Genomic DNA, 23537 nt, shown 5'->3' on the forward strand with positions numbered 1-23537 from the left:
AAAAACATGGATAACCTGATGAACAACTGGGACCAAGCGCCTTTGCTGCGAGCCGGTACGGATGCGGTGGATACCGCTGTCCAATTGACGAACGAGAACGAAGTCTTCTGCACTATTCCCTTCTCGACCCGCTTCAACGTTGGAAACATTCACGAGATCAAGAAGATGTGGGGGGAAACGACCCTGTCCTGACATCGTTTAAGCTGTAGGCACTCGCCAGGCTACAGGCCTTCCGGTCTGTGGCCTTTTTTGGTGCACTGCAAAGCATGGCCCATGCACATTCGTCATCATCTTTGTGCCTGCCGCATGATAGCCTTTGGTTTTTCGGCGTTGACACTTTTGCTCAAGCCCTTCCATTCCATTGGTGGAACTTATATGTCCAGGCTTTCCCATCAAGATTTGCGTCGCAACTTCCGCCAATTGCTGGCTTCCGACACGTGCTACCACACTGCGTCCGTGTTCGACCCGATGTCAGCGCGCATAGCCGCAGACCTGGGATTCGAAGTGGGGATCCTCGGCGGCTCGGTCGCTTCATTGCAAGTGTTGGCCGCGCCGGATTTCGCCTTGATCACTCTCAGTGAATTTGCCGAACAGGCTACCCGCATCGGTCGCGTGGCCCAGCTGCCGGTGATCGCCGACGCTGACCACGGCTACGGCAACGCGCTGAACGTGATGCGCACGATCATCGAGCTCGAACGCGCCGGCATTGCCGCGCTGACGATCGAAGACACCCTGCTGCCCGCCCAGTTCGGCCGCAAGTCCACGGACCTCATCAGCGTGGCCGAAGGCGTCGGCAAGATCCGCGCCGCCCTGGAGGCCCGCGTCGATTCGGAGATGGCCATCATCGCCCGGACCAACGCGGGAATACTGCCGGTTCAGGAAATCATCAGCCGCACCCAACAATACGAACGTGCCGGCGCCGATGGGATCTGCATGGTCGGGGTACAGGACTTCGAGCATCTGGAAAAGATCAGCGAGAACCTGAACGTGCCGCTGATGCTGGTCACTTACGGCAACCCGCTGCTGCGTGACGACAAACGCCTGGCCGAGCTGGGTGTACGGATCACCATCGATGGCCACGGCGCCTATTTCGCCGCGATCAAGGCCACTTATGACAGCCTGCGGGAACAGCGCCAGATTTTTACCCAGGCGTCGGACCTGAGCGCCACCGAACTGACCCACACCTACACCCAGCCCGAGGAGTACATCCGTTGGGCCGAGGAATACATGAGCGTCAAGGAATAAGCTCATTCACCGTCCAGGAGACGGCCATCGCGAGCAAGCTCGCTCCCAAGGTGCTTGCGGTGAACGCCAATGCTGCGTTCATCCAACAAACTCAGTGGGAGCGAGCCTGTTCGCGATTACGTGTCAGTGTGAAGAAGCTTCAATGCCCGCTGCGCAACATCTCCTTGGGCACATACTTGCCGATCTCGAACTTGCCGATGGCGGCGCGGTGGACTTCATCTGGGCCGTCGGCCAGGCGCAACGTTCGCTGCATGGCATACATGTAGGCCAGCGGAAAGTCGTTGGAAACCCCAGCCCCGCCATGAATCTGGATCGCCCGGTCGATGACCTTCAGCGCCACGTTCGGCGCAACGACCTTGATCTGGGCGATTTCGCTCTTGGCCACTTTGTTGCCGACCGTGTCCATCATATAGGCCGCCTTCAACGTCAGCAGGCGAGCCATGTCGATCTCCATCCGCGAATCGGCGATCTTGTCGATGTTGCCACCCAGGCGCGCCAGTGGCTTGCCGAAGGCGGTGCGACTGATGGCCCGCTGGCACATCAATTCCAATGCGCGCTCCGCCATGCCGATGGAGCGCATACAGTGATGAATCCGGCCCGGGCCGAGGCGGCCCTGGGCAATTTCGAAACCGCGGCCCTCGCCTAGCAGGACGTTTTCGTACGGCACCCGCACGTTGTCGAACAGCACTTCGGCGTGGCCATGGGGCGCGTCGTCGTAACCGAACACCGGTAGTGGCCGGACGATCTTGACCCCGGGCGTGTCCACCGGCACCAGGATCATCGAATGCTGGGCGTGACGAGGTGCATCGGGATTGCTCAGGCCCATGAAGATCAGGATCTTGCAGCGCGGGTCGCAGGCGCCTGAGGTCCACCACTTTTTACCGTTGATGACCCACTGGTCGCCATCGCGCTCGGCACGGGCGGCCATGTTGGTGGCATCCGACGAAGCGACGTCCGGTTCAGTCATGGCGAAGGCCGAGCGAATCTCTCCCCGCAGCAACGGTTCCAGCCAGCGCTGCTTTTGTTCTTCATTGGCGTAACGCACCAGCACTTCCATGTTGCCGGTGTCCGGCGCCGAGCAGTTGAACGGCTCCGGCCCCAGCAGCGAGCGCCCCATGATCTCCGCCAGCGGCGCATATTCAAGGTTGGTCAAGCCTGCGCCCAGTTCGGATTCCGGCAGGAACAGATTCCACAGCCCTTCGGCCCGGGCCTTGGCCTTCAGCTCCTCCATGATCGCGGTGGGTTGCCAACGGTCACCTTCGGCCACTTGTCGTTCGAATACCGCTTCGGCCGGGTAGACATGCGCATCCATGAACGCCGTAACGCGTTCACGCAGCTCCTGAACCTTGGGGGAATAGGCAAAATCCATGGGCAGCACCTTCTTGGCAGAGGTTGTTTTTAGGTCATGGAATCGATGCTAGTTGAGCTACGAAAATTTACCTAACCTATTCTCGGCGTGTATTAACATTCATCACCGATATATGGTTCACTGATTTGCATTGCCACCCGGCACCTCATACAAGCCCAAGAATAAGAGTGCAGCGCCATGAATCTGAGCAAGGTCGACCTCAACCTTTTCATTGTCTTCGATGCGATCTACACCGAAGCCAACCTGACCCGTGCCGGGCAGATCGTCGGCATCACTCAGCCGGCCGTGTCCAATGCCCTGGCGCGTTTGCGCGAGACCTTCAATGATCCGCTGTTCGTGCGCACCGCCCAGGGCATGGTGCCTACACCGATGGCCCAGAATATTATCGGGCCGGTGCGCAACGCCCTGTCGCTGCTGCGGGTATCGGTACAGGAAAGTCGGATCTTCAACCCACTGCAAGCCGTCAAGACCTACCGCATCAGCATGACCGACCTCACCGAGGGCGTGATCCTGCCGCCACTGTTCCAGCGCCTGCGTCGCCTGGCGCCGACCGTGGCTATCGAGAGTTTTCTGTCCAAGCGCCGGGAGACCACCAAGGAGCTGGCCGCCGGACGCCTGGACTTCGCGGTGGACGCCCCGCTCAACACCGACCCACAAGTACGCCACGTCAAGCTGATGGAGGACCGTTACGTCTGCGCCATGCGCAAGGGCCATCCGCTGGCGAACAAGGAAAAACTCAGCCTCGACGATTACCTGGCCCAGACCCACGTGCATATTTCCAGTCGCCGCAACGGCCTGGGTTACGTGGACCTGGCACTCGGCAAAATGGGCATACAGCGCAAGATTGCCCTGCGTTCGCAGCATTATCTGATGGCGTCCCAGGTGCTCCAGCAGACCGATATGGTCATGACTGTTCCGGAGCGCTTCACGCGCCGCCATGACCTGCATGCGGTCCACGTGCCCGTCAACGATGTGCCGCCAGTGGAAACCCATCTCTACTGGCACGAAAGCACCGACCAGGACCCGGCCAATCGTTGGATGCGCGAGCAGATCATCGAACTGTGCCAACAGGTGACGGCCCATGAGAAGAAGCTCGATAAGGTTTAGCCTGTCCAATGTGGGAGCGAGCCTGCTCGCGATAGCGTCGGATCAGTCACTATTCATATTGGCTGGACTACCGCTTTCGCGAGCAGGCTCGCTCCCACAGGTTTCGTCGACAGCTCATTGCTTGACGTGAACGTCAACCTGCAATTAGCTTAGCGCCAACTCCTATCGTTTCGAGCGCTTCCATGAGCAGCCTGACCTACAGCATCTCCGATCTCGCCCGCGAGCTGGATATCACCACTCGAGCCATCCGCTTCTATGAAGAACAGGGTCTCTTGCGTCCGGAGCGTCGAGGCCAGGAACGTGTTTACTCGCCACGGGACAAAGTCAGCCTGAAACTGATCCTGCGGGGCAAACGCATTGGGTTTTCCCTCGCTGAATGCCGTGAGCTGATCGAGCTGTACGACCCCACCAGCGGCAATCAGAAACAGTTGCACAGCATGCTGGCGAAAATTGCCGAGCGTCGTGAGCAACTCGAACAGCAGCTGTTGGACATCGAACAGATGAAACTGGAACTCGACACCGCCGAGGAACGTTGCATCCAGGCGCTGGAACAGACGCTCAAGGGCGAGGAAACCGTCCAGTAACACAACAGTTATCCAGTGGGAGCGAGCAAGCTCGCTTCCACACCGAGCCCATTCACCACAGGTCAATCCCCATGTCCCTGCCCTCTTTTGTACGCCTGATCGAAGTCGGCCCCCGCGACGGGCTGCAGAATGAATCGCAACCCATCAGCGTCACCGACAAGGTGCGCCTGGTGGATGCCTTGAGCGCCGCGGGCCTCGGTTACATCGAGGTTGGCAGTTTTGTCTCGCCCAAATGGGTGCCGCAAATGGCCGGCTCGGCCGAGGTGTTCGCGCAGATTCAGCGCAAGCCCGGTGTGACCTACGGCGCGTTGGCGCCGAACCTGCGGGGGTTCGAGGACGCGCTGGCGGCAGGCGTCAAGGAGGTTGCGGTGTTCGCGGCGGCATCCGAAGCATTTTCCCAACGCAACATCAATTGCTCCATCAAGGAAAGCCTGGAACGTTTCGCCCCGATCATGGAGGCCGCACAGCGCAACGGTGTCAACGTACGCGGGTACGTGTCGTGTGTGCTGGGCTGTCCTTATGAAGGCGCGGTCGAACCCGAGCAAGTGGCCTGGGTCGCCCGGGAGCTGTACGACATGGGCTGCTACGAGGTTTCCCTCGGCGACACCATCGGGACGGGCACCGCCGGCGCCACACGCAGGATGTTTGAAGTGGTTTCGGGTGACGTTCCCCGGGAAAAACTCGCGGGACACTTCCATGACACCTATGGCCAGGCAATGGCCAACGTCTACGCCAGCCTTCTGGAAGGTATCGCCGTGTTCGACAGTTCCATTTCCGGCTTGGGCGGCTGTCCCTATGCCAAGGGCGCCAGCGGTAACGTCGCCACCGAGGACGTGCTTTACCTGCTCAAGGGGCTGGGTATCGAAACCGGTATCGACCTGGACGCACTGATTGCCGCGGGCCAGCAGATTTGTGACGTGCTGGGCCGCCCCACCGGTTCGCGTGTTGCAAAGGCGCGGCTGGCGCAGTGAGGTGTTACCGCCCTCGTCTGTAACGGGGGTGAAACGAGTAACACGGAAACAATTTGTCTGGGATTGGCCGTCCTGATTTTTTCGAGAAAATCACAAGTCATTGTTCTATATAGATTTTTAAAAGTTGGCACGCCACCTGCTATATCTCCTGCACAACAAGAATAAAAAAAAGCGACAAACCCAATAAAAACAAGACGAAACGACTCTGGCATAACAAAAACAACACGGCAGAGACGCAGCTAACAGATTTTTTTGGAGAAGATGTGCTTTTCAGGGTGCTTTCAGGAGCAACCCGCAACCGGGCAGAGAACAATAAAACTACCTTCAGGTAGCGCCCGAATCGGTTGGATCGCCAGGCGAAAAAGCAGATCAGCGCTCAAAAAAATACGTTTGCTCTTGATCCCGGATGGGGATCGCCAAAAACAGCGGTAAAGGGTCACGGCTGCCAAAAACAACAACAGGCCGCCCCTCAATAATAAAAAAAGAGCACGCGACGACAAAATTAAAGGGGAGCTTCGGCTCCCCTTTGTGCTGTCTGGCGTTTGGGTTTTCCTGCGGGAGCGAGCAAGCTCGCCCCACAGGGAAGTTACTCAGCCATTGCTATCGCTCAGTTCTTCGATGCTGATTTCCCGCATGCGAAATTTCTGGATCTTGCCCGTGACCGTCATGGGGAATTCTTCGACGAACTTGAAATGCCGCGGCGTCTTGAAGTGAGCAATTCGCTCCTTGCACCACGCTTGCAGCTCTTGCTCGGAGGCGCTGTGCCCGGGGTGGAACTTGATCCAGGCTACGATCTCTTCGCCATAACGCGAGCAAGGTATGCCAATCACTTGTACGTCGGCCACTGCGGGATGAGTGAAAAAGAATTCTTCCAACTCCCGAGGATAAACATTCTCTCCACCACGGATGATCATGTCCTTGTTGCGCCCGACGATACGCACGTAACCCTGCCCATCCATGATCGCCAGGTCGCCGGTGTGCATCCAGCCTTGCGAGTCGATGGCTTCGGCACTGCCCTTGGGATTATTCCAATAGCCGAGCATCACGCTGTAGCCTCGCGTACACAACTCACCGATGGTGCCGCGAGGGACGATTTCCCCCGCCTGGTCGATGATTTTGCTTTCCAGTTGCGGCTGAGTGCGGCCGACGGTAGTGACGCGTAATTCCAATTCATCTGTAGGACCAGTCTGCAACGACACCGGACTGGTTTCCGTCATGCCGTAGGCAATTTGCACCTCAGCCATGTGCATCTCGTTGATGACTCGCCGCATCACCTCGATGGGGCACGTAGCGCCGGCCATGATCCCGGTACGCAGGCTGGACAGGTCGAAATCCCCCCGTTGCGGCTGGTCCAGCATGGCAATGAACATGGTGGGCACACCATACAACGCGGTGGCTTTTTCCTCGGCCACGGTGCGCAGGGTCAGCAACGGATCGAACGCGTCGTTGGGGTAGATCATGGTGCTGGCGTGCGTCACGCAACCCAGGTTGCCCATGACCATGCCAAAACAGTGATACAGCGGCACTGGGATCACCAAGCGATCGCCAGCGCTCAGGCCGAGGCTTTCACCCACCATGTAGCCGTTGTTGAGAATATTGTGATGACTAAGGGTCGCCCCCTTGGGAAACCCGGTGGTCCCGGAGGTGTACTGGATATTCACGGGCTGATCGAAACGCAGGCTGGCCTGGCGCTCGGCCAGTTGCCCTGGCGACACCGAGGCACCCAGGGCCGTCAACTGCGACCAAGGCAGGAAGCCTGAGGGTGGCTGCGGATCGAGGCTGATCACACCGCGCAGATCCGCAAGGCGCTCGCTGTGCAAATGCCCGATAGGTTGCTCTGCCAGTTCCGGCGCCAATGCTTGCAACATGGCATGGTAATCCGAGGTCTTGAATGACCCCGCGCACACCAGCCACTGGCAGCCGGACTGCTTGAGTACGTACTCCAGTTCGGAGGCACGATACGCCGGGTTGATATTGACGAGAATCACGCCGATCTTCGCACTGGCGAACTGACTCACGCACCACTGCGCACAGTTGGGCGCCCATATGCCCAGGCGATCGCCTGTCTTCAACCCCAACGCCAAAAAAGCCCGTGCGTGTAAGTCGACCACTTCGGCCAGTTCGTGCCACTTGTAGCGCAGCGACTGGTGACGAACCACCAGTGCTTCGCCATCAGGGCATCGAGCCACGGTCTGGTCGAATGCTTGGCCAATGGTCTGCTCCAGCAAGGACTTGGCTTGGCTGCCTCGGGTGTAGCTCGATTGCGCTTGCGAACCGGGTTGATCCATGACGACCCCTCTTGTCTTTATTCGGTGGGTGTATCGGCAATTTCCGTAGGAAAGCGGCCTTACTCTCGCCCAAGTTGACGTTAACGTAAAGAGCGATTGACAGCCATCCGTCACAAGCTTACGTTAACGTAAAGGTGAGAGCAGTCCTGCTACTTTCCGCACCCGACAAAAAAACAAAAGGTGTCCCATGAGCTACCCATCCCTGAATTTTGCCCTTGGCGAAACCATCGATATGTTGCGCGACCAGGTCCAGTCCTTCGTCAAGGCCGAGCTGGCGCCTAGGGCAGCCCAGATCGACATCGACAATCTGTTCCCTGCCGACATGTGGCGCAAATTCGGCGACATGGGCTTGCTGGGCATCACTGTGCCGGAAGAATACGGCGGTGCCGGCCTGGGCTATCTGGCCCACGTGGTCGCCATGGAGGAAATCAGCCGCGGCTCGGCCTCGGTCGCCCTTTCCTACGGCGCCCACTCCAACCTGTGCGTCAATCAAATCAACCGCAACGGCACCCATGAGCAAAAGAGCAAGTACCTGCCCAAGCTCATCAGTGGCGAAGATGTCGGCGCCCTCGCCATGAGCGAACCGAATGCCGGCTCCGACGTGGTTTCCATGAAACTGCGCGCCGAAAAACGTGGCGACCGCTTTGTGCTCAACGGCAGCAAGACCTGGATCACCAACGGGCCCGATGCCAACACCTACGTCATTTACGCCAAGACTGACCTGGAAAAAGGCCCTCATGGCATCACTGCGTTCATCGTCGAACGCGACTGGAAAGGCTTCAGCCGCAGCAACAAATTCGACAAGCTCGGCATGCGCGGCTCCAACACATGCGAGTTGTTTTTCGATGACGTCGAAGTGCCCGAGGAAAATATCCTCGGCGTGCTCAATGGTGGCGTGAAAGTGTTGATGAGCGGCCTCGACTATGAGCGCGTGGTCTTGTCCGGTGGCCCGACCGGCATCATGCAGGCGTGCATGGACCTGATCGTTCCGTACATCCACGACCGCAAGCAGTTCGGCCAGAGCATCGGCGAATTTCAGTTGATCCAAGGCAAGGTCGCCGACATGTACACCCAGCTCAACGCCAGCCGCGCCTATCTGTACGCAGTGGCCCAGGCGTGCGAGCGCGGCGAAACCACCCGCAAGGACGCCGCCGGGGTGATCCTCTACAGCGCCGAGCGCGCCACGCAAATGGCCCTCGATGCCATCCAGATATTGGGCGGCAACGGCTACATCAATGAATTCCCGGCTGGTCGTCTTCTGCGTGACGCCAAGCTGTACGAAATCGGCGCGGGCACCAGTGAGATTCGTCGGATGTTGATTGGCCGCGAACTGTTCAACGAAACCCGCTAACGGAGCTGACCATGGCCACGCTGCACACCCAGCTCCACACCCGCTCGCCCGAGTTCATCGCCAACCGCGACGCGATGCTTGGACAGGTCGAGGCTTTGCGCACCTTGCTCACACACATCCAGCAAGGCGGCGGGCCCAAGGCCCAGGAGCGGCACACGTCCCGGGGCAAATTGCTCCCGCGCGAACGCATCAATCGCTTGCTGGATCCAGGCTCGCCCTTTTTGGAAATCAGCCCGCTGGCGGCTTACGAAGTCTACGGGGAAGACGTGCCGGCGGCCGGCGTGATCGCCGGCATCGGTCGCGTGGAAGGCGTCGAGTGCATGATCGTCGCTAACGACGCGACGGTCAAAGGCGGTTCGTATTATCCGCTGACGGTGAAAAAACACCTGCGGGCCCAGACCATCGCCCAACAGAACCGCCTGCCCTGCATTTACCTGGTGGATTCCGGCGGCGCGAACCTGCCACGCCAGGATGAAGTGTTCCCCGACCGCGAGCATTTCGGCCGCATTTTCTTCAACCAGGCCAACATGAGTGCCCAGGGCATCCCGCAGATTGCCGTGGTCATGGGCTCCTGCACCGCCGGCGGCGCCTATGTGCCGGCGATGGCGGACGAGGCGATCATGGTCCGCCAGCAGGCGACGATCTTCCTCGCCGGCCCGCCCCTGGTAAAAGCCGCTACCGGCGAAGTGGTCAGCGCCGAAGACCTGGGTGGTGCCGATGTGCACTGCAAGATTTCCGGGGTGGCCGACCATTACGCCGACAGCGACGAGCACGCCCTCGCATTGGCACGTCGCAGCGTGGCCAACCTCAATTGGCGCAAGCTTGGCGATGTGCAGCAACGCGCACCCATCGCCCCGCTGTATTCGAGTGACGAGCTTTATGGTGTGGTCTCGGCCGATGCCAAGCAGCCGTTCGATGTGCGGGAGGTCATTGCGCGGCTTGTCGATGGTTCGGTGTTCGACGAATTCAAGGCGCTGTTCGGAACGACCCTGGTGTGCGGCTTCGCGCATTTGCACGGTTATCCAATCGCCATCCTCGCCAATAACGGCATCCTGTTCGCCGAGGCCGCGCAGAAAGGCGCGCATTTCATCGAACTGGCCTGCCAGCGCGGGATTCCCCTGTTGTTCCTGCAAAACATCACGGGCTTTATGGTCGGCCAGAAATACGAAGCCGGCGGCATCGCCAAGCACGGCGCGAAACTGGTGACCGCCGTGGCCTGCGCCCGGGTACCGAAGTTCACCGTAATCATCGGTGGCAGTTTCGGCGCGGGGAACTATGGCATGTGCGGCCGCGCCTATGACCCGCGGTTCCTGTGGATGTGGCCCAATGCCCGGATCGGCGTGATGGGTGCCGAGCAAGCCGCCGGCGTGCTCGTGCAAGTCAAGCGCGAACAGGCCGAACGCAGCGGCCAGCCCTTCAGCGCCAGCCAGGAAGCCGAGATCAAGCAACCGATTCTCGATCAATACGAAGAACAGGGGCACCCCTATTATTCCAGCGCGCGGCTGTGGGACGACGGCGTCATCGACCCGGCGCAGACCCGCGATGTGCTGGGGCTGGCCCTGTCCGCGTCGCTGAACGCGCCCATCGAACCGAGCCGCTTCGGCGTGTTCAGGATGTAACCGGGAAAACGCCCATGACTCAGTACAGCACGCTCGAATTGCAAACCGACCCGCGCGGCTTCGCCATCCTGTGGCTCAGCCGCGAATCAAAAAACAACGCGTTCAACGCCGAGATGATCCGAGAGCTGATTCTCGCTCTGGACCAGGTCGGCAGCGACCCGAACCTGCGCTTCCTGTTGCTCCGTGGCCGGGGCAAACACTTCAGCGCCGGCGCCGACCTGGCCTGGATGCAACAGTCCGCCGAACTCGATTACCACACCAACCTGGACGACGCCCGGGAACTGGCGGAGCTGATGTACAACCTCGCCAAGTTGAAGATTCCAACGTTGGCGGTGGTTCAGGGAGCCGCGTTTGGCGGCGCGCTGGGGCTGATCAGCGCCTGCGACATGGCCATCGGCGCCGACGAAGCGCAATTTTGTCTGTCAGAGGTGCGCATCGGCCTGGCACCGGCAGTGATCAGTCCATTCGTGGTGCAAGCCATCGGCGAACGGGCGGCGCGGCGTTACGCCCTGACCGCCGAACGCTTCGGCGGACAACGTGCGAAAGAGATCGGCTTGCTGTCGGAAAGTTACCCCGCCGAGACGTTGGACGATCAGCTCGGGCAATGGATCAACAACCTGTTGCTCAACAGTCCAGCGGCCATGCGCGCCAGCAAGGAACTGCTGCGTGAAGTCGGCAACGGTGCGCTCACGCCGGCGCTGCGCCGCTACACCGAAAACGCCATCGCCCGGATACGTGTCAGCCCTGAAGGTCAGGAGGGCTTGCGAGCTTTCCTGCAAAAACGCCCGCCCAGTTGGCAAGCCGAGTCGAACAACAAGGAGCCGCGTCAATGAGCGCCCCTATCCTCAATACGCTACTGGTCGCCAATCGAGGTGAAATCGCCTGCCGGGTCATGCGCACAGCCAAGGCCATGGGCCTGGCTACCGTCGCGGTGCACAGCGCCACCGACCGTGACGCGCGCCATTGCCGTGAAGCCGATATCCGCGTCGACCTGGGCGGTAGCAAGGCCGCCGACAGCTACCTGCAAATCGACAAACTGATCGCCGCAGCCCTTGCCAGCGGCGCCCAGGCCATCCATCCCGGCTACGGTTTTCTTTCTGAGAATGCCGGCTTCGCCAGGGCCATTGAAAAAGCCGGGCTGATCTTCCTGGGCCCACCCGCCTCGGCCATCGACGCCATGGGCAGCAAGTCCGCCGCCAAGGCCTTGATGGAAACCGCCGGCGTGCCGCTGGTGCCTGGCTATCACGGTGAAGCCCAGGATCTGGAAACCTTCCGCGCCGCCGCCGAGCGAATCGGCTACCCGGTTCTGCTCAAAGCAACGGCGGGTGGCGGCGGTAAGGGCATGAAGGTCGTGGAAGACGTCAGCCAACTGGCCGAAGCACTGGCATCGGCGCAGCGCGAGGCGCAATCATCGTTCGGCGACGCGCGCATGCTGGTGGAAAAATACCTGCTCAAGCCGCGCCACGTGGAAATTCAGGTATTCGCCGACCAACACGGTCACTGCCTGTACCTCAACGAGCGCGATTGCTCGATCCAGCGCCGGCACCAAAAAGTTGTCGAAGAGGCTCCCGCTCCGGGTCTGAGCCCGGAGCTGCGCCGGGCAATGGGCGAGGCCGCGGTGCGCGCCGCCCAGGCCATCGGTTATGTCGGCGCGGGCACGGTGGAGTTCCTGCTGGATTCGCGGGGCGAGTTCTTCTTCATGGAGATGAACACCCGGCTGCAGGTCGAGCATCCGGTCACCGAAGCGATTACCGGCCTCGATCTGGTGGCCTGGCAGATCCGCGTGGCCCAAGGCGAACCGCTGCCGATTACCCAGGAACAAGTTCCGTTGCGGGGCCATGCCATCGAAGTACGGCTTTATGCCGAAGACCCGGCCAATGATTTCCTCCCCGCCACCGGACGCCTGGCGTTATACCGTGAATCCGCGGGGGGCGAAGGTCGACGGGTCGACAGCGGCGTAGAAGAAGGTGACGAGATTTCTTCGTTCTACGACCCGATGGTCGGCAAGCTGATCGCCTGGGGCGAAAACCGTGAGCAGGCCCGTCTACGGTTGCTCGCGATGCTGGATGAGTTCGCCATCGGTGGCCTGAGAACCAACATCGGTTTTCTGCGGCGCATCGTCGGCCACCCGGCCTTTGCAGCGGCGCAACTCGATACCGGATTTATCCCACGCTACCAAGCGCAACTACTGCCCGAACCTGGCGAATTGGACGACGAGTTCTGGTACGCGGCGGCCCTTGCCTTTGCCTTGGGCATGACGCCTCGCGTCCGCGTGGATGACCTCAATTCCCCCTGGGCCGAGACCACCGGGTTGCGCCTGGGGCTGCCAGGGGAAACCACCCTGCATTTGGTCTGTGGTGGCCAGGATCGGGCGATAACGGTGGACGTTACCGCCCGCAGCGCCGAGCTCAAGGGGGAGCACCTGGTTATCGAGCGTAACGGCCTGCGTCGCAGCCATCGGGCTGTTCGCCAGGGCGACAGCCTTTATCTGCAATGGGCGGGCGATTTGCATCGCGTCGATGTCTACGACCCGTTAGCCGCCGCCGAGGCCAGCCACGGCCATCAGGGCGGCTTAGTCGCCCCTATGAATGGCAGCATCGTGCGGGTGCTGGTGAGTGTCGGGCAACCAGTGGACGCCGGCGCGCAGTTGGTGGTGCTGGAAGCCATGAAGATGGAGCACAGCATCCGTGCACCCAAGGCGGGCGTGATCAAGGCGTTGTATTGCCAGGAAGGTGAGATGGTCAGCGAGGGCAGCGCGCTGGTGGCATTGGAAGAATAGGTATCGGCCCGTTTGCCGGGCCGATCCAGTTCAGAACCTGATGGTTGCCTGTACGACCACGCCGATGATGCGGCAATGCTCTGTGTATAGATTTTTCGGGTAAGTGGGATTGAGCGGGACCAGGTAACGCTGGCCGCTCTCTTCGATCAGTTTGCGGAAGGTCGCATCGCTGCTGCCGGGCAGTTTCGCCACCACCAGTTTGCCGGGCACGGCCTCGATCGCCGGATCAACCAGGATCGACATGCCCTCAGGGATGCTCAGCCCGCTTGGCGCAGTCATCGCGTCGCCTACCACCACCAGCCAGAAAGCGTCTCCCTGGGCATGGTAGTCCGTCAGCTCGTAGCGCGGCTGCCCGTACCCGACCAGATCACCCTCGTGAACCGCGCCGATGTCGTGCCAGTCATTGACCGGGTAGCGGAAGTACGGGTTGTACTTCTGCGCCAGCGCCATGCCCTCGTCAGTGGAGGTGTCCGGTTCGCGGATCACCATTGCCACTTCCAGGAACTCGAGTCCGAGCTCCTGAAGCACCCGATTCATGTCTTCAAGACTGGGCTGCCGGCGCTTGGTCAGCCAATGGCCGACACCACCCTGGGACATCCCCAAACGCTCTGCGAGCACCACTTGCGTGATGTGCAGCTCCTTCATCTTGGCCTTGACCAACTCTATCCATTTATCCATGAACGGCACGATACGTGGATGACCACGCCCATCAAAACACAAATTGTAGTATTTAAATCGTCGTCACAATTACGAAGCGTACTAAGCTGGATCCAGGATTTCACACCAACACGGAGAAACTCGACACCATGGACAAGCCCAACAAAGACGAGCCCACAACCCCTTCGGAAAGCACATTTCCCTCGCTTCAGGATTGCCCTGCGGCGAAGCGCGCCTTGGACTATTACTTGAAACCAGGTATTGCGCACGCCCAAGCAGAACATCGCTTCTTCGACGTGAACCGCAACATCAGCGGTGAGGAAGCCCTGGTTCATGCCTGCGAACTGCTGCGCTGCGCGGCCGCTACCGCCCAGGAATCTGCCACTCGACTCAGCGGCACGAGCCGCGACCTGGCATTTTCGGTGGTGCATATGATCGACTTGGTCAAGGTCATGATCGACCGGTCGCTGGACGGTTACCCTACTCGCTAGGCGTAACGCTGGAAAAGGCGGCTGCATAACCACATGGGAAATAATTTCCAATGGGCGCAATAAAAACATTTGACTTGCAAATGATAATGATTATTATTGCATCAGCTGGTCGCGAGATCAGTCGATAGGCCAGAAGACCTTAGGTCGGACTTCTGGATTATCTCCTCATCAGGCTAATCACGGTTTTTGACCCGGCTTTTTGCCGGGTCTTTTTTTTGCCGATTTTCGGCTTATGGCTTCAGGCTAATGAAGTCTTTGGGTGTCGCTAATTCGGTGCTGGGGATGATAGCAAATGCACATTCGTTTACAAAAGCCCCTGCGTTGCACCGGTTCGAATGATCGACAGGCAGCACTTGAGAATCGATCAGGGACTCTCTAATCTGCAAATGCGTCCAGGGAGGACGCCCCCTTCCCCAACAACAATTCGTCCCGGTTTTCTCCTTCTTTGCGTGTAAAGTAACGGCCATGAAAATCCTGGGCAGGAATCGTGACCGTGGCTAAATCGTCCTTTGATATCAACGCCAATTTCGACAGCGGCAACATCGAAGTGGTGGACATCGGCAACCCGTTGCAATCATTGCTGAAAATCAGACCTGATACCCGTAGCGCCCATTTCCAGTGGTTTCACTTCAAGGCCAGCGGGTTGCACGTCGGCCAGGAATATTCCTTTCGCCTACTCAATGCCAGCCAATCCTCCTACAACAAAGCGTGGACCGGTTATCAAGCCGTTGCTTCCTATGACCACGTCAACTGGTTCCGTATTCCTACGCAATTTGAAGGCGATGCGCTGCGCTTCCACCTGGAGGCCGAGCAACCTCACGCCTGGTTCGCCTATTTCGAACCTTACAGCCGCGGCCGCCACGATTGGCTGATCGAACAAGCGCAGCACAAGGCTGGCACCGAACTGCTGGCGACCGGCAAGAGCGTCGAGGGTCGCGATATTCAATTGCTGCGCAAGGGCAGCGGTGCCGAAGGACGGCGCAAAATCTGGATCATTGCGCAGCAACATCCCGGTGAGCACATGGCCGAGTGGTTCATGGAAGGCATCATCGAACGCCTCCAGCACCATGACGATGCCCAACTGAACCGGCTGCTTGCCAAGGCCGACCTGTACCTGGTGCCCAACATGAACCCCGATGGCGCGTTTCATGGCCATCTGCGCACCAACGCGATGGGCCAGGACTTGAATCGGGCTTGGCAGAACGCCAGCCCGGAAATCAGCCCCGAGGTATTTTTCGTACAACAGCAAATGGAAAAGTATGGCGTTGATCTGTTTCTGGACGCCCATGGCGACGAAGAAATCCCTCACGTCTTCACCGCTGGCTGCGAAGGTAACCCCGGCTACACACCGCGCATCGCCGGGCTCGAAGAACGTTTCCGCAGCCATCTCAAACGCCAGACCAAGGATTTCCAAACCGCCCACGGTTACACCCGCGACGAACCCGGCCAGGCCAACATGACGCTGGCTTGCAACGCGGTCGGCCAGAAATACGACTGCCTGTCGCTGACCCTGGAGATGCCTTTCAAGGACCACGACGACCATCCGAACCCGCACACCGGCTGGTCCGGCAAACGCTCCATGCAACTGGGCAAGGACGTGCTAAGCACCCTCGAGTCCATGGTCGACGAGCTGCGCTGAGGTCCCTTTAGCGCCGTTCCCCTGTGGCGAGGGAGCAAGCCCCTCGCCACGAGCCTCCCGGTCAGTCCCGGCCGCGCAACATGCTGTGCAACACCTCGTCCCGGCGCACCCACCCGTGAAACAACGCCGCCGCCAGATGCACCAGCACCGTCAGGAATAACAAATAGGCCAGGTAACCATGAGCCTTGCGCAGCCATGCGAAGGTCTGGGCATCCGCGGGTAGGATGGAAGGCAACCGAAGCGACTCGCTGAGCATCACCGGGTCCCCCGCCGCCGATATCATCCCCCAGCCCAACAGTGGCAACGCCAGCATCAAGGCATACAACAACACATGCGAAGCCTTGGCCGACAAGGCCTGCCAGCTCGGCAGGTCGGCCGGCAACGGCGGTATCTGCGTGGTGAAGCGCACCACCAGGCGGACAATCACCAACAACAAAATAGCGATGCCCAGGGGTTTGTGCAGTTGAAGCAGCCACTCATGGCGCTCGGACACGGAGGCGACCATGCCCGCGCCGATAAACAACATGGCGATGATCATCAAGGCCATCATCCAGTGCAGCAGCCGAGCCAGCGGCGCGAAATGTCGGGGGGCGTTCATGGACGAGACTCCTGGGTGGCGGGCAACTGGCTGACTTCGCTGGTACGGCGCAGGTACGAACTGGCATAGGCCGCCGAACGAGCGGCCAACAGCGGATCATCAGAACCTTCGATCCCACTGGGCAGGATCAGCGGGTCATAGTTGATATCGCGGCAATCTCCGTTGTCCTGCGCCTGGGCGCGCTCCAGCACCAGGGTGCCGGCGTTGAGCACCTTGCGATCGGCGGGCCAGGCCTTGCTGGCGTCGTTGACCGGATCGCCCGGGTTGGCCAGGGTGATGTTCAACTGCCAGCGCAGTGGTCCGCCAGCCAGGCGTTTTGTCAGGTCCTGTTCCAGGAAGTCGGCGCCTTGGGGTGGGCTCGCATCCACCGCGTCCTTGCTTATCGGCACCACCCCCCAACGCACGGCCTGGCGTTGTCCGGCAGGGCCCACCAGGTAGAACGCATTGATGCCGTTGTAGGTTTCAGTGGCATAGCTGGCCGATGGCTTGGCCGTCTTGATCCATTGCAGGAACGGCACTGCCTCGGGATGCGCTGCAAAAAACGCCGGCACGGCGCCAGGGTTTGGTTTGCCCGTGGCCGGGTCCGGCGACTGGGCCTGTTGCAGTTCAAAGAAAGCCTGCGGTGTACCCACCGGGAACACCGGCATACTGTTCATACCGGTGCGCCATTGCTGGCCGTCGGCCTGGGTAAAACGCAGCGCCAGGCTTCGGATCGGCACACTGCCATCCGGTGCGTAGGGGTTGCCGCTGGGCAGCGCAAAACGACCGACCACAGGCGTGCGTGGCTCATTGAATACCTGGGCGCTGGAGTAGGCGCGGGCTTCGCCACTGCTTTCAAAATAACCGGCAACGCAGACACCCTTGGAGTGATTGCGCCGGAAACCCGCATGGACCCCGTTGTTCGTTTCCAGCACATTGACCAAGGCCTTGGGCGTCAGGCGTTGTGGGTCGAGTGTGCCATTGACGTAGGCAAACGCCCCGGCCAGCGCAGCAACGACCACGGCAATGGCCGTCAGGCGCAATGTCAGGCTGGCGGCGCTCAACGGCGGCCGACGTTCAGAAGAAGGGTCAACCATTTGGAGACTCCAAGGCACAAGGCCGTTAGTGGAAAGGACCCGTCAGACGAAAGCCCAACGTGTTTATTCCCACGCTTCATATTTATTTTTCGTTCACTGGAATAATCTTGTGCCTGGATCGTCTTTCTTTCCAACGCAGTGATTGCCCACGAAGCCACGCATCCTCATGAACGAACTCGACGACCAGTTGCGCCTGCTCATTCCACGGCTGAGACGTTTTGCCGTGTCGCTGACACGCAACCCCAGCAACGCCGACGACCTGGTCCAGGCGTGCCTGGAAAGGGCCCTGTCGAAATGGAACGACAAGCGCCCGGACGGTGATTTGCGGGCCTGGCTGTTCTCCATCCTTTACCGGCAGTTCCTCGATGCCCATCGTCGTTCCCGACGGTACGCACGCATGCTGGAATTCTTCACCGGGCGCGACGATGCACACCCGTCCGCCGAGCGCAGCGTCATCGCCCAATCGTCGCTCCAGGCTTTTGACCAGTTGCCCACCGAACAGCGCGCGTTATTGCTGTGGGTGTCAGTAGAAGGCTTGAGCTACCAGCAAGTCGCCGACATCCTGGGCGTGCCGACCGGCACCGTGATGTCGCGCCTGTCACGGGCCCGCCAGGCCTTGCGCCAACTCAGCGACGGCGAAATCGCCCGCCCTGCCCTGCGAATACTCAAATGATCACCCTGCCCCCCAGCGACAAAGACCTGCACGCCTACGTCGATCATCAACTGAGCGAAGCCGACCGACGACAGGTTGAAACCTACCTGGCCAGCCACCCCGCCGTCGCCAAACGCGTACGGGCCTGGCAACAGGACGCGCAGCATCTGCGCGCAACCCTGAGCGCAACCTTGCAACTCCCACCCAATCCCAGCCTCGACCCGACTGTCATCCGTCAACACATGAAACACCGTACTCGCCGCCTTCTCGCCAGCGCAGCGGTCTTGACGCTGGCCGTCGGTATCGGTGGGGTGGGCGGCTGGCAGGCCCGACAGATAACCCTGCTCAGCGCAGCAGCGCCCATGGCTGACGCATTGCAGGCGTACCGGTTGATTGCCCAGCAGGGCGTGCTCCCGGCCGATTACCAGACTGGCGACGAGCACAGCATGCAAGGCTGGCTCGACCGTTACTTCAGCCAAGCCGACCGCTTGCCGGATCTCTCGGCGGCGGGCTTCACGCCGGTCAGCGGGCGATTGCTCAGCACTGACCAAGGCGCGGCGGCGATGGTGGTTTACCAGGATTCGAGCGGCCTGAAGATCAGCTTCTATATCCGCCCACCAGGTCCGAAAAATTTCCTGCTGCCCCGTGGCAGCCGGCGCGATGGCGAACTGCAGGCCGAGTATTGGTCCGGGCCTGGGTACAATTATGCGATGGTCATCCCGAGCGATACGCCGACGGCGCAGAAGCTCAAGCAGACCTTGAATTTCTGACCACCACCTTCCCCTGTGGGAGCGAGCCTGCTCGCGAAATCGGTCGCACAGTTAGAAATGATGTCGACTGAGATACCGCCTTCGCGAGCAGGCTCGCTCCCACAGAGGTCTTGTGACAGGCCAAAAATCGGTATTCACCCCTGCCTGAACACCTGCGAAGGCCTGCGCAGCAGCGGATCGAACGGGTTGATTCGCGGGCCGATCATCGCGGCTTCGCGCTTGAGCATTTCCACCACCGTTGGCAGCCTATCCGGCCCGAGCCGGTCGCTGATGGTTGCCACGCTCAAGGCCGCCACGGCCCGTCCCTCACGATCGAGAATCGGCACCGCCACGCCGGCCATGCCCTGCAAGACCCCGGTGTTGCGCCCGGCATAACCCAGCGTGCGGACGTTCTCCACTTCCGTGCGCAGGAAAACCTCATCGTACAAATGAAAATCCTTGAGCCGTGGCAGGTTGTAATGGATCACCGTGTCGCGCTCTTCCTCCGGGAGGAACGCCAGGATCGCCAGGCTGCCCTGTCCCACGCCCAAGGCCACGCGGCCACCGATGTCGCCGGTGAATGTGCGGATCGGAAACGGCCCTTCGCTGCGGTCCAGGCAGATCGCATCGAAGCCACAGCGTGCCAGCAGAAATAGCGAATCCCCCAACGACGCCGACAACCGCAACATCGCGGGCCTGGCCAGTTCCCGCAGGTTGCCGGTGTTACCTGCGCGGGCCGCCAGGGCAAAAAAGTCCAGGCTCAAGCGGTAGCGTTTGCTGCGCGCATCCTGCTCGACCATGCCTTCATCCATCAGGTTGCGCAGCAAGCGGTGCGTTGTGGGCTGGGACAGGCCAATGCGCTGGGCCAGTTGCGTGACTCGCTCGCCGCCCTCTGCGGTCTCGCCCAGGCTGCGCAAAACGGCAAACAACCGAGAAACCGAGCCAACCCCTACTTCAATCTTTTTGGTATTCCGCTCAATGGAATCAGACATCGGATTTTTTACTCAGTTATTTATTCACCGAAAGAAACGGAAAATAGTCATCGCTTCAGTGAAATAGTCCATTGAGCCCATCCTATTCTTCGTCCTACTCTGCGTCCATACAGGGGCGATTCGAACAACAGCGGCAGCCGACGTAAGTCGAGCGCCAACGCACCCCGCGACATCCTTTCGTATCTGCCCATACAAAAAAGCGCGCCTCGCGGCGACGCATAACAATCTCAGGTGGAGCGCAGTCATGGCTTTCGTGCAACTTCAAGACTTGAGCAAACGGTATGGCGACCTGGACGCCGTGGTCGCCACCAACCTCTGTGTGGAGAAAGGCGAATTCGTCTCTCTGCTAGGGCCGTCCGGTTGCGGCAAGACCACCACCCTGCAAATGATCGCCGGCTTCGTTGAGGCCAGCAGCGGCCGGATCCTGCTGGACGGGCGCGACATCACTCATGCCAAGCCCGCCAGCCGCGGCCTGGGCGTGGTGTTCCAGAGCTACGCGCTGTTTCCCCACATGACCGTCAAAGACAACGTCGCCTTCGGCTTGCGCATGCGCAAGGTGCCCAGCGCAGAATTGCAGTCCCGGGTCGATCGCGTACTCAAGCTGGTGCGCCTGGACCGGCATGCCGAGCGTTACCCGCGAGAACTCTCGGGCGGCCAGCGTCAGCGCGTGGCATTGGCCCGGGCGCTGGTGATCGAACCGCCGGTGCTGCTGCTCGACGAACCCTTGTCCAACCTCGACGCCAACCTGCGTGAGGAAATGCAGTTCGAAATCCGCCGCATCCAGCGCGAAGTCGGCATCACCACATTGATGGTCACGCACGACCAATCCGAGGCGCTTTCGATAAGCGATCGAGTGGTGGTCATGCAGGCCGGCCGCATCACCCAGATCGACGCGCCCTACACCCTTTACGAGCACCCGCGCACCGAGTTCATTTCCGGCTTCGTCGGCAAGGCCAATCTGCTGCCCGGCGAACGTGACAGCGCCGGCGTCGTGCAAGCCAGCAGCACCGGTAAAGGTGAGCTGACCCTGAGCCTGCGTCCCGAAAAGATCGACCTGTGCGCCCCCGGCTCGGGACGACTGCAAGGCACCGTCACCCAGCGTTTTTTCCTCGGTAGCCAATGGCTGTATGGCGTCTGCACCCCTCTGGGCGAACTCAGCGTGGTACGGCGCAACGACGGCTCGGCGCCCCTGGCCGAAGGCACCGCGGTGGGTCTGGACTGGGATCCGGCGCTGCTGCGTGTGTTGAGCGTGGATGAGGTGTTGGCATGAAGCTGATCGATGCCATGAAGCGCGGCCGCCAAGGCTATTGGATGTCAGCCCCGGCCCTGGCCTTGTACCTGGGCCTGCTGGTGATTCCCCTTGGTCTGACGCTCGTGCTGTCGTTCAATGTTTTCGACTACGGCTCGGGTATCGACAGCGACGCCTACACCTTCGGGCACTACACCAGCCTTCTGGGCGACCCGTACTTCTACGAAATCTTCCTGCGCACGTTCTGGATCAGCGCCCTGACCACGTTGCTGTGCGTGGTGATCGGCGTACCCGAGGCGTACATCCTCAGCCGCATGGGCGCGCCGTGGCGTTCGATCTTTCTGATCCTGATCCTTACGCCGCTACTGATTTCGGTGGTGGTGCGAGCGTTCGGCTGGAGCCTGCTGCTCGGCGCCGATGGCCTGATCAACCAGACGCTGCAAGCCCTCGGCGGTTCACCCATGAAGCTGCTCTACACACCGTTCGCGGTGGTCGTCGCCCTGGTGCACGTGATGCTGCCGTTCATGATCATTCCGGTATGGACCTCGCTGCAAAAACTTGATCCCGCCGCCGAACAGGCCGCCCTATCCCTGGGCGCGAGCCAATTCACGGTGATCCGCAAGGTGGTGCTGCCACAGATCATGCCGGGCGTGTTGTCCGGCACGCTGATCGTGTTCGGCCTCGCCGCCAGTTCGTTCGCCATCCCCGGCCTGCTCGGCGGGCGCCGCCTGAAAATGGTCGCCACGCTGATCTACGACCAATACCTGTCGGAACTGAACTGGCCGATGGGCGCGGCCATTGCCGTCGCGCTGTTGTTGCTCAATCTTCTGATCATGCTGTCGTGGAACCGCATGATCGAAGGCCGCTACAAGAAATCACTGGGGTAATTCTTCATGTCCAGGAACGGTCCTTTCGCCCTGTTGTTTCATGCCTTGGTAGTGGTGTTCATGCTGGCGCCGCTGGTGGTGGTCTGCCTGGTCGCCTTCACGCCGGAAAACACCCTGAGCTTGCCCACCACGGAATTTTCCCTGCGCTGGTTTCGTGCCGTGTTCGAGCGCGCGGATTTTGTCGATGCGTTCTACAACAGCCTCATCCTGGCGTTCAGCGCGGCCTCGCTGGCGACACTGATCGCGGTGCCGGCGGCCTTGGCGATCACCCGGTTGGAGTTTCCTGGCAGGGATTTTTTCAACGGCCTGTTCCTGTCGCCGATCATCATTCCGCACTTGGTGCTGGGCGTCGCGTTGCTGCGCCTGTTTGCACTGATGGGCGTGAACGGCAACTTCAGCTGGCTGATCTTCGCCCATGTGCTGGTGATCACGCCATATGTGCTGCGCCTGGTATTGGCCTCGGCCATCGGCCTGGATCGCAGCGCCGAGCAAGCCGCGCAGTCATTGGGCGCCGGTCGTTTCACCCTGTTCCGCCAGATCACCTTGCCGATGATTTTGCCCGGCGTCGCCGGAGGCTGGTTGCTGGCGTTCATCAACAGTTTCGATGAAGTCACGCTGTCGATTTTCGTCACCTCGCCGGCCACGCAAACCTTGCCGGTGCGCATGTACGTCTACGCCACTGAATCCATCGATCCGATGATGGCGGCGGTGTCGGCACTGGTGATCGCGCTGACGGCGCTGACCATGATTCTGCTCGACCGGGTGTATGGCCTGGATCGAGTCCTGGTAGGCAAACAATGAGGGCACCATGGCTCTGCTGAAACGACTGGCCGAAAACGACCGCCCGGCCCTGGATTTCCTGCTCGACGGCGAACCCGCCAGCGGCTTGCTCGGCGATACCGTGCTAACCGCGGTACTGACCTGCGGCGAACACCTGCGCGGCAGCGATTTCAGCGCCGAGCCCCGTGCCGGCTTCTGTCTGATGGGCGCCTGCCAGGATTGCTGGGTCCGACTGGGCGACGGCCGCCGCGTGCGCGCCTGTTCGACGATGCTCGAAGCTGGGCAGCAGGTCAGCCGCGAGCCGGGGCGCCAGGTATGAATGGCGTTGACCGGGATGGCCTCATCGCGAGCAGGCTCGCTCCCACAGGTGACCTGCGGCGTACGCAAGATCGGCATCCACGACAGATCCCATGCGGGAGCGAGGCTGCTCGCGAAGGCGGCATCAAAGGCACCG

At 60.5% G+C, this 23537-nt stretch carries 23 protein-coding genes; 17 read left to right on the forward strand and 6 right to left on the reverse strand.

Translation table 11 applies throughout. From position 1 onward, the window contains the following. Window positions 1–6: 6 nt before the first annotated feature. Together J3Q04_RS15795 and J3Q04_RS15800 are read left to right on the forward strand one after the other, a co-directional pair. Window positions 7–192: a hypothetical protein gene (locus J3Q04_RS15795; protein ID WP_420764594.1), complete on the forward strand. Its 186-nt coding sequence runs from the start codon at window positions 7–9 to the stop codon at window positions 190–192. Between the two features lie 183 nt (window positions 193–375). Continuing rightward, on the forward strand, window positions 376–1245 hold the full coding sequence (locus tag J3Q04_RS15800) for an isocitrate lyase/PEP mutase family protein (protein ID WP_420764595.1): 870 nt from the start codon (window positions 376–378) through the stop codon (window positions 1243–1245). Between the two features lie 139 nt (window positions 1246–1384). On the opposite strand, the gene J3Q04_RS15805 is transcribed toward J3Q04_RS15800, so the two are convergent. Further along, window positions 1385–2614, reverse strand: a complete 1230-nt coding sequence (locus J3Q04_RS15805; protein WP_420764596.1) for an acyl-CoA dehydrogenase — start codon at window positions 2612–2614, stop codon at window positions 1385–1387. A 177-nt stretch (window positions 2615–2791) separates the two neighbouring features. Here J3Q04_RS15805 and J3Q04_RS15810 point away from each other — a divergent pair, with 177 nt between their 5' ends. The 3 genes from J3Q04_RS15810 (at window position 2792) to J3Q04_RS15820 (ending at window position 5276) form a co-directional block, all read left to right on the forward strand. Next, window positions 2792–3721 carry a LysR family transcriptional regulator gene (locus J3Q04_RS15810; protein WP_420764597.1) on the forward strand — a complete coding sequence of 310 codons (930 nt, stop codon included), beginning with the start codon at window positions 2792–2794 and terminating at the stop codon, window positions 3719–3721. A 182-nt stretch (window positions 3722–3903) separates the two neighbouring features. Continuing rightward, on the forward strand, window positions 3904–4305 hold the full coding sequence (locus tag J3Q04_RS15815) for a MerR family transcriptional regulator (RefSeq protein ID WP_420764598.1): 402 nt from the start codon (window positions 3904–3906) through the stop codon (window positions 4303–4305). Window positions 4306–4376: 71 nt separating this feature from the next. Beyond that, entirely contained in the window at window positions 4377–5276 is a 900-nt protein-coding gene (locus tag J3Q04_RS15820) for a hydroxymethylglutaryl-CoA lyase (RefSeq protein ID WP_434563379.1), read from the forward strand. Between the two features lie 590 nt (window positions 5277–5866). On the opposite strand, the gene J3Q04_RS15825 is transcribed toward J3Q04_RS15820, so the two are convergent. Beyond that, window positions 5867–7564 (reverse strand): AMP-binding protein, encoded by a 1698-nt coding sequence (locus J3Q04_RS15825; RefSeq protein ID WP_434563377.1) that lies wholly within the window; start codon window positions 7562–7564, stop codon window positions 5867–5869. 187 nt (window positions 7565–7751) lie between these two features. Between J3Q04_RS15825 and J3Q04_RS15830 the strand changes: the two genes are divergently transcribed. The 4 genes from J3Q04_RS15830 to J3Q04_RS15845 are packed head-to-tail and all read left to right on the forward strand — an operon-like array spanning window position 7752 to window position 13313. After that, window positions 7752–8915, forward strand: a complete 1164-nt coding sequence (locus tag J3Q04_RS15830) for an isovaleryl-CoA dehydrogenase (protein WP_434610698.1) — start codon at window positions 7752–7754, stop codon at window positions 8913–8915. An 11-nt stretch (window positions 8916–8926) separates the two neighbouring features. Beyond that, a complete protein-coding gene (locus tag J3Q04_RS15835) occupies window positions 8927–10534 on the forward strand; it encodes a carboxyl transferase domain-containing protein (RefSeq protein ID WP_434610695.1) in 1608 nt (535 codons plus the stop codon). A gap of 14 nt (window positions 10535–10548) precedes the next feature. Continuing rightward, window positions 10549–11367 (forward strand): gamma-carboxygeranoyl-CoA hydratase, encoded by an 819-nt coding sequence (locus J3Q04_RS15840; protein WP_434610692.1) that lies wholly within the window; start codon window positions 10549–10551, stop codon window positions 11365–11367. Then, window positions 11364–13313, forward strand: a complete 1950-nt coding sequence (locus J3Q04_RS15845) for an acetyl/propionyl/methylcrotonyl-CoA carboxylase subunit alpha (RefSeq protein WP_434610689.1) — start codon at window positions 11364–11366, stop codon at window positions 13311–13313. Before J3Q04_RS15840 ends, J3Q04_RS15845 begins: the two co-directional genes overlap by 4 nt. Window positions 13314–13343: 30 nt before the next feature. On the opposite strand, the gene J3Q04_RS15850 is transcribed toward J3Q04_RS15845, so the two are convergent. Then, window positions 13344–13991, reverse strand: a complete 648-nt coding sequence (locus J3Q04_RS15850; RefSeq protein ID WP_434563369.1) for a LexA family protein — start codon at window positions 13989–13991, stop codon at window positions 13344–13346. A 128-nt stretch (window positions 13992–14119) separates the two neighbouring features. On the opposite strand from J3Q04_RS15850, the gene J3Q04_RS15855 reads away from it, so the two are divergent. Together J3Q04_RS15855 and J3Q04_RS15860 are read left to right on the forward strand one after the other, a co-directional pair. After that, complete coding sequence (locus J3Q04_RS15855) at window positions 14120–14461, forward strand: DUF6124 family protein (protein WP_434610686.1); 342 nt, start codon at window positions 14120–14122, stop codon at window positions 14459–14461. 487 nt (window positions 14462–14948) lie between these two features. Then, window positions 14949–16100, forward strand: a complete 1152-nt coding sequence (locus tag J3Q04_RS15860; protein WP_434610684.1) for a M14 family metallopeptidase — start codon at window positions 14949–14951, stop codon at window positions 16098–16100. Window positions 16101–16161: 61 nt separating this feature from the next. Here J3Q04_RS15860 and J3Q04_RS15865 read toward each other — a convergent pair whose 3' ends face one another. Next, window positions 16162–16698 carry a cytochrome b gene (locus tag J3Q04_RS15865; RefSeq protein ID WP_420764608.1) on the reverse strand — a complete coding sequence of 179 codons (537 nt, stop codon included), beginning with the start codon at window positions 16696–16698 and terminating at the stop codon, window positions 16162–16164. Further along, window positions 16695–17774 carry a catalase family peroxidase gene (locus J3Q04_RS15870; RefSeq protein WP_420764609.1) on the reverse strand — a complete coding sequence of 360 codons (1080 nt, stop codon included), beginning with the start codon at window positions 17772–17774 and terminating at the stop codon, window positions 16695–16697. Before J3Q04_RS15870 ends, J3Q04_RS15865 begins: the two co-directional genes overlap by 4 nt. Before the next feature lie 166 nt (window positions 17775–17940). Here J3Q04_RS15870 and J3Q04_RS15875 point away from each other — a divergent pair, with 166 nt between their 5' ends. Continuing rightward, the gene (locus J3Q04_RS15875; protein ID WP_420764610.1) at window positions 17941–18447 is read left to right on the forward strand and encodes a sigma-70 family RNA polymerase sigma factor; all 507 of its coding nucleotides are present in this window, start codon (window positions 17941–17943) and stop codon (window positions 18445–18447) included. After that, a complete protein-coding gene (locus tag J3Q04_RS15880; RefSeq protein WP_434610680.1) occupies window positions 18444–19196 on the forward strand; it encodes an anti-sigma factor family protein in 753 nt (250 codons plus the stop codon). Before J3Q04_RS15875 ends, J3Q04_RS15880 begins: the two co-directional genes overlap by 4 nt. 134 nt (window positions 19197–19330) lie before the next feature. Here J3Q04_RS15880 and J3Q04_RS15885 read toward each other — a convergent pair whose 3' ends face one another. Beyond that, window positions 19331–20167: an IclR family transcriptional regulator gene (locus J3Q04_RS15885; RefSeq protein ID WP_434610677.1), complete on the reverse strand. Its 837-nt coding sequence runs from the start codon at window positions 20165–20167 to the stop codon at window positions 19331–19333. Window positions 20168–20411: 244 nt separating this feature from the next. On the opposite strand from J3Q04_RS15885, the gene J3Q04_RS15890 reads away from it, so the two are divergent. Genes J3Q04_RS15890 through J3Q04_RS15905 form a run of 4 tightly spaced genes read left to right on the forward strand, consistent with a single transcriptional unit; the run spans window position 20412 to window position 23402 of the window. Continuing rightward, a complete protein-coding gene (locus J3Q04_RS15890; RefSeq protein ID WP_434610675.1) occupies window positions 20412–21437 on the forward strand; it encodes an ABC transporter ATP-binding protein in 1026 nt (341 codons plus the stop codon). Beyond that, a complete protein-coding gene (locus J3Q04_RS15895) occupies window positions 21434–22303 on the forward strand; it encodes an ABC transporter permease (RefSeq protein WP_434610672.1) in 870 nt (289 codons plus the stop codon). Before J3Q04_RS15890 ends, J3Q04_RS15895 begins: the two co-directional genes overlap by 4 nt. A gap of 6 nt (window positions 22304–22309) precedes the next feature. Then, the gene (locus J3Q04_RS15900) at window positions 22310–23104 is read left to right on the forward strand and encodes an ABC transporter permease (protein WP_030140057.1); all 795 of its coding nucleotides are present in this window, start codon (window positions 22310–22312) and stop codon (window positions 23102–23104) included. Between the two features lie 7 nt (window positions 23105–23111). Next, on the forward strand, window positions 23112–23402 hold the full coding sequence (locus tag J3Q04_RS15905; RefSeq protein WP_420764615.1) for a (2Fe-2S)-binding protein: 291 nt from the start codon (window positions 23112–23114) through the stop codon (window positions 23400–23402). The last annotated feature ends 135 nt before the right edge of the window (window positions 23403–23537 follow it).

The organism is Pseudomonas sp. D4-21, assembly GCF_051132125.1.
GTDB lineage: Bacteria > Pseudomonadota > Gammaproteobacteria > Pseudomonadales > Pseudomonadaceae > Aquipseudomonas.

Excerpts from the sequence above, each read along its gene's own strand:
- J3Q04_RS15815 (WP_420764598.1), top strand. The coding sequence starts at position 3,904 with ATGAGCAGCCTGACCTACAGCATCTCCGATCTCGCCCGCGAGCTGGAT.
- J3Q04_RS15830 (WP_434610698.1), top strand. The coding sequence starts at position 7,752 with ATGAGCTACCCATCCCTGAATTTTGCCCTTGGCGAAACCATCGATATG.
- J3Q04_RS15900 (WP_030140057.1), top strand. The coding sequence starts at position 22,310 with ATGTCCAGGAACGGTCCTTTCGCCCTGTTGTTTCATGCCTTGGTAGTG.
- J3Q04_RS15905 (WP_420764615.1), top strand. The coding sequence starts at position 23,112 with ATGGCTCTGCTGAAACGACTGGCCGAAAACGACCGCCCGGCCCTGGAT.
- J3Q04_RS15875 (WP_420764610.1), top strand. The coding sequence starts at position 17,941 with ATGAACGAACTCGACGACCAGTTGCGCCTGCTCATTCCACGGCTGAGA.
- J3Q04_RS15840 (WP_434610692.1), top strand. The coding sequence starts at position 10,549 with ATGACTCAGTACAGCACGCTCGAATTGCAAACCGACCCGCGCGGCTTC.
- J3Q04_RS15870 (WP_420764609.1), bottom strand. The coding sequence starts at position 17,774 with ATGGTTGACCCTTCTTCTGAACGTCGGCCGCCGTTGAGCGCCGCCAGC.
- J3Q04_RS15855 (WP_434610686.1), top strand. The coding sequence starts at position 14,120 with ATGGACAAGCCCAACAAAGACGAGCCCACAACCCCTTCGGAAAGCACA.
- J3Q04_RS15805 (WP_420764596.1), bottom strand. The coding sequence starts at position 2,614 with ATGGATTTTGCCTATTCCCCCAAGGTTCAGGAGCTGCGTGAACGCGTT.
- J3Q04_RS15825 (WP_434563377.1), bottom strand. The coding sequence starts at position 7,564 with ATGGATCAACCCGGTTCGCAAGCGCAATCGAGCTACACCCGAGGCAGC.
- J3Q04_RS15800 (WP_420764595.1), top strand. The coding sequence starts at position 376 with ATGTCCAGGCTTTCCCATCAAGATTTGCGTCGCAACTTCCGCCAATTG.
- J3Q04_RS15810 (WP_420764597.1), top strand. The coding sequence starts at position 2,792 with ATGAATCTGAGCAAGGTCGACCTCAACCTTTTCATTGTCTTCGATGCG.
- J3Q04_RS15890 (WP_434610675.1), top strand. The coding sequence starts at position 20,412 with ATGGCTTTCGTGCAACTTCAAGACTTGAGCAAACGGTATGGCGACCTG.
- J3Q04_RS15865 (WP_420764608.1), bottom strand. The coding sequence starts at position 16,698 with ATGAACGCCCCCCGACATTTCGCGCCGCTGGCTCGGCTGCTGCACTGG.
- J3Q04_RS15835 (WP_434610695.1), top strand. The coding sequence starts at position 8,927 with ATGGCCACGCTGCACACCCAGCTCCACACCCGCTCGCCCGAGTTCATC.
- J3Q04_RS15895 (WP_434610672.1), top strand. The coding sequence starts at position 21,434 with ATGAAGCTGATCGATGCCATGAAGCGCGGCCGCCAAGGCTATTGGATG.
- J3Q04_RS15820 (WP_434563379.1), top strand. The coding sequence starts at position 4,377 with ATGTCCCTGCCCTCTTTTGTACGCCTGATCGAAGTCGGCCCCCGCGAC.
- J3Q04_RS15845 (WP_434610689.1), top strand. The coding sequence starts at position 11,364 with ATGAGCGCCCCTATCCTCAATACGCTACTGGTCGCCAATCGAGGTGAA.
- J3Q04_RS15880 (WP_434610680.1), top strand. The coding sequence starts at position 18,444 with ATGATCACCCTGCCCCCCAGCGACAAAGACCTGCACGCCTACGTCGAT.
- J3Q04_RS15795 (WP_420764594.1), top strand. The coding sequence starts at position 7 with ATGGATAACCTGATGAACAACTGGGACCAAGCGCCTTTGCTGCGAGCC.
- J3Q04_RS15850 (WP_434563369.1), bottom strand. The coding sequence starts at position 13,991 with ATGGATAAATGGATAGAGTTGGTCAAGGCCAAGATGAAGGAGCTGCAC.
- J3Q04_RS15885 (WP_434610677.1), bottom strand. The coding sequence starts at position 20,167 with ATGTCTGATTCCATTGAGCGGAATACCAAAAAGATTGAAGTAGGGGTT.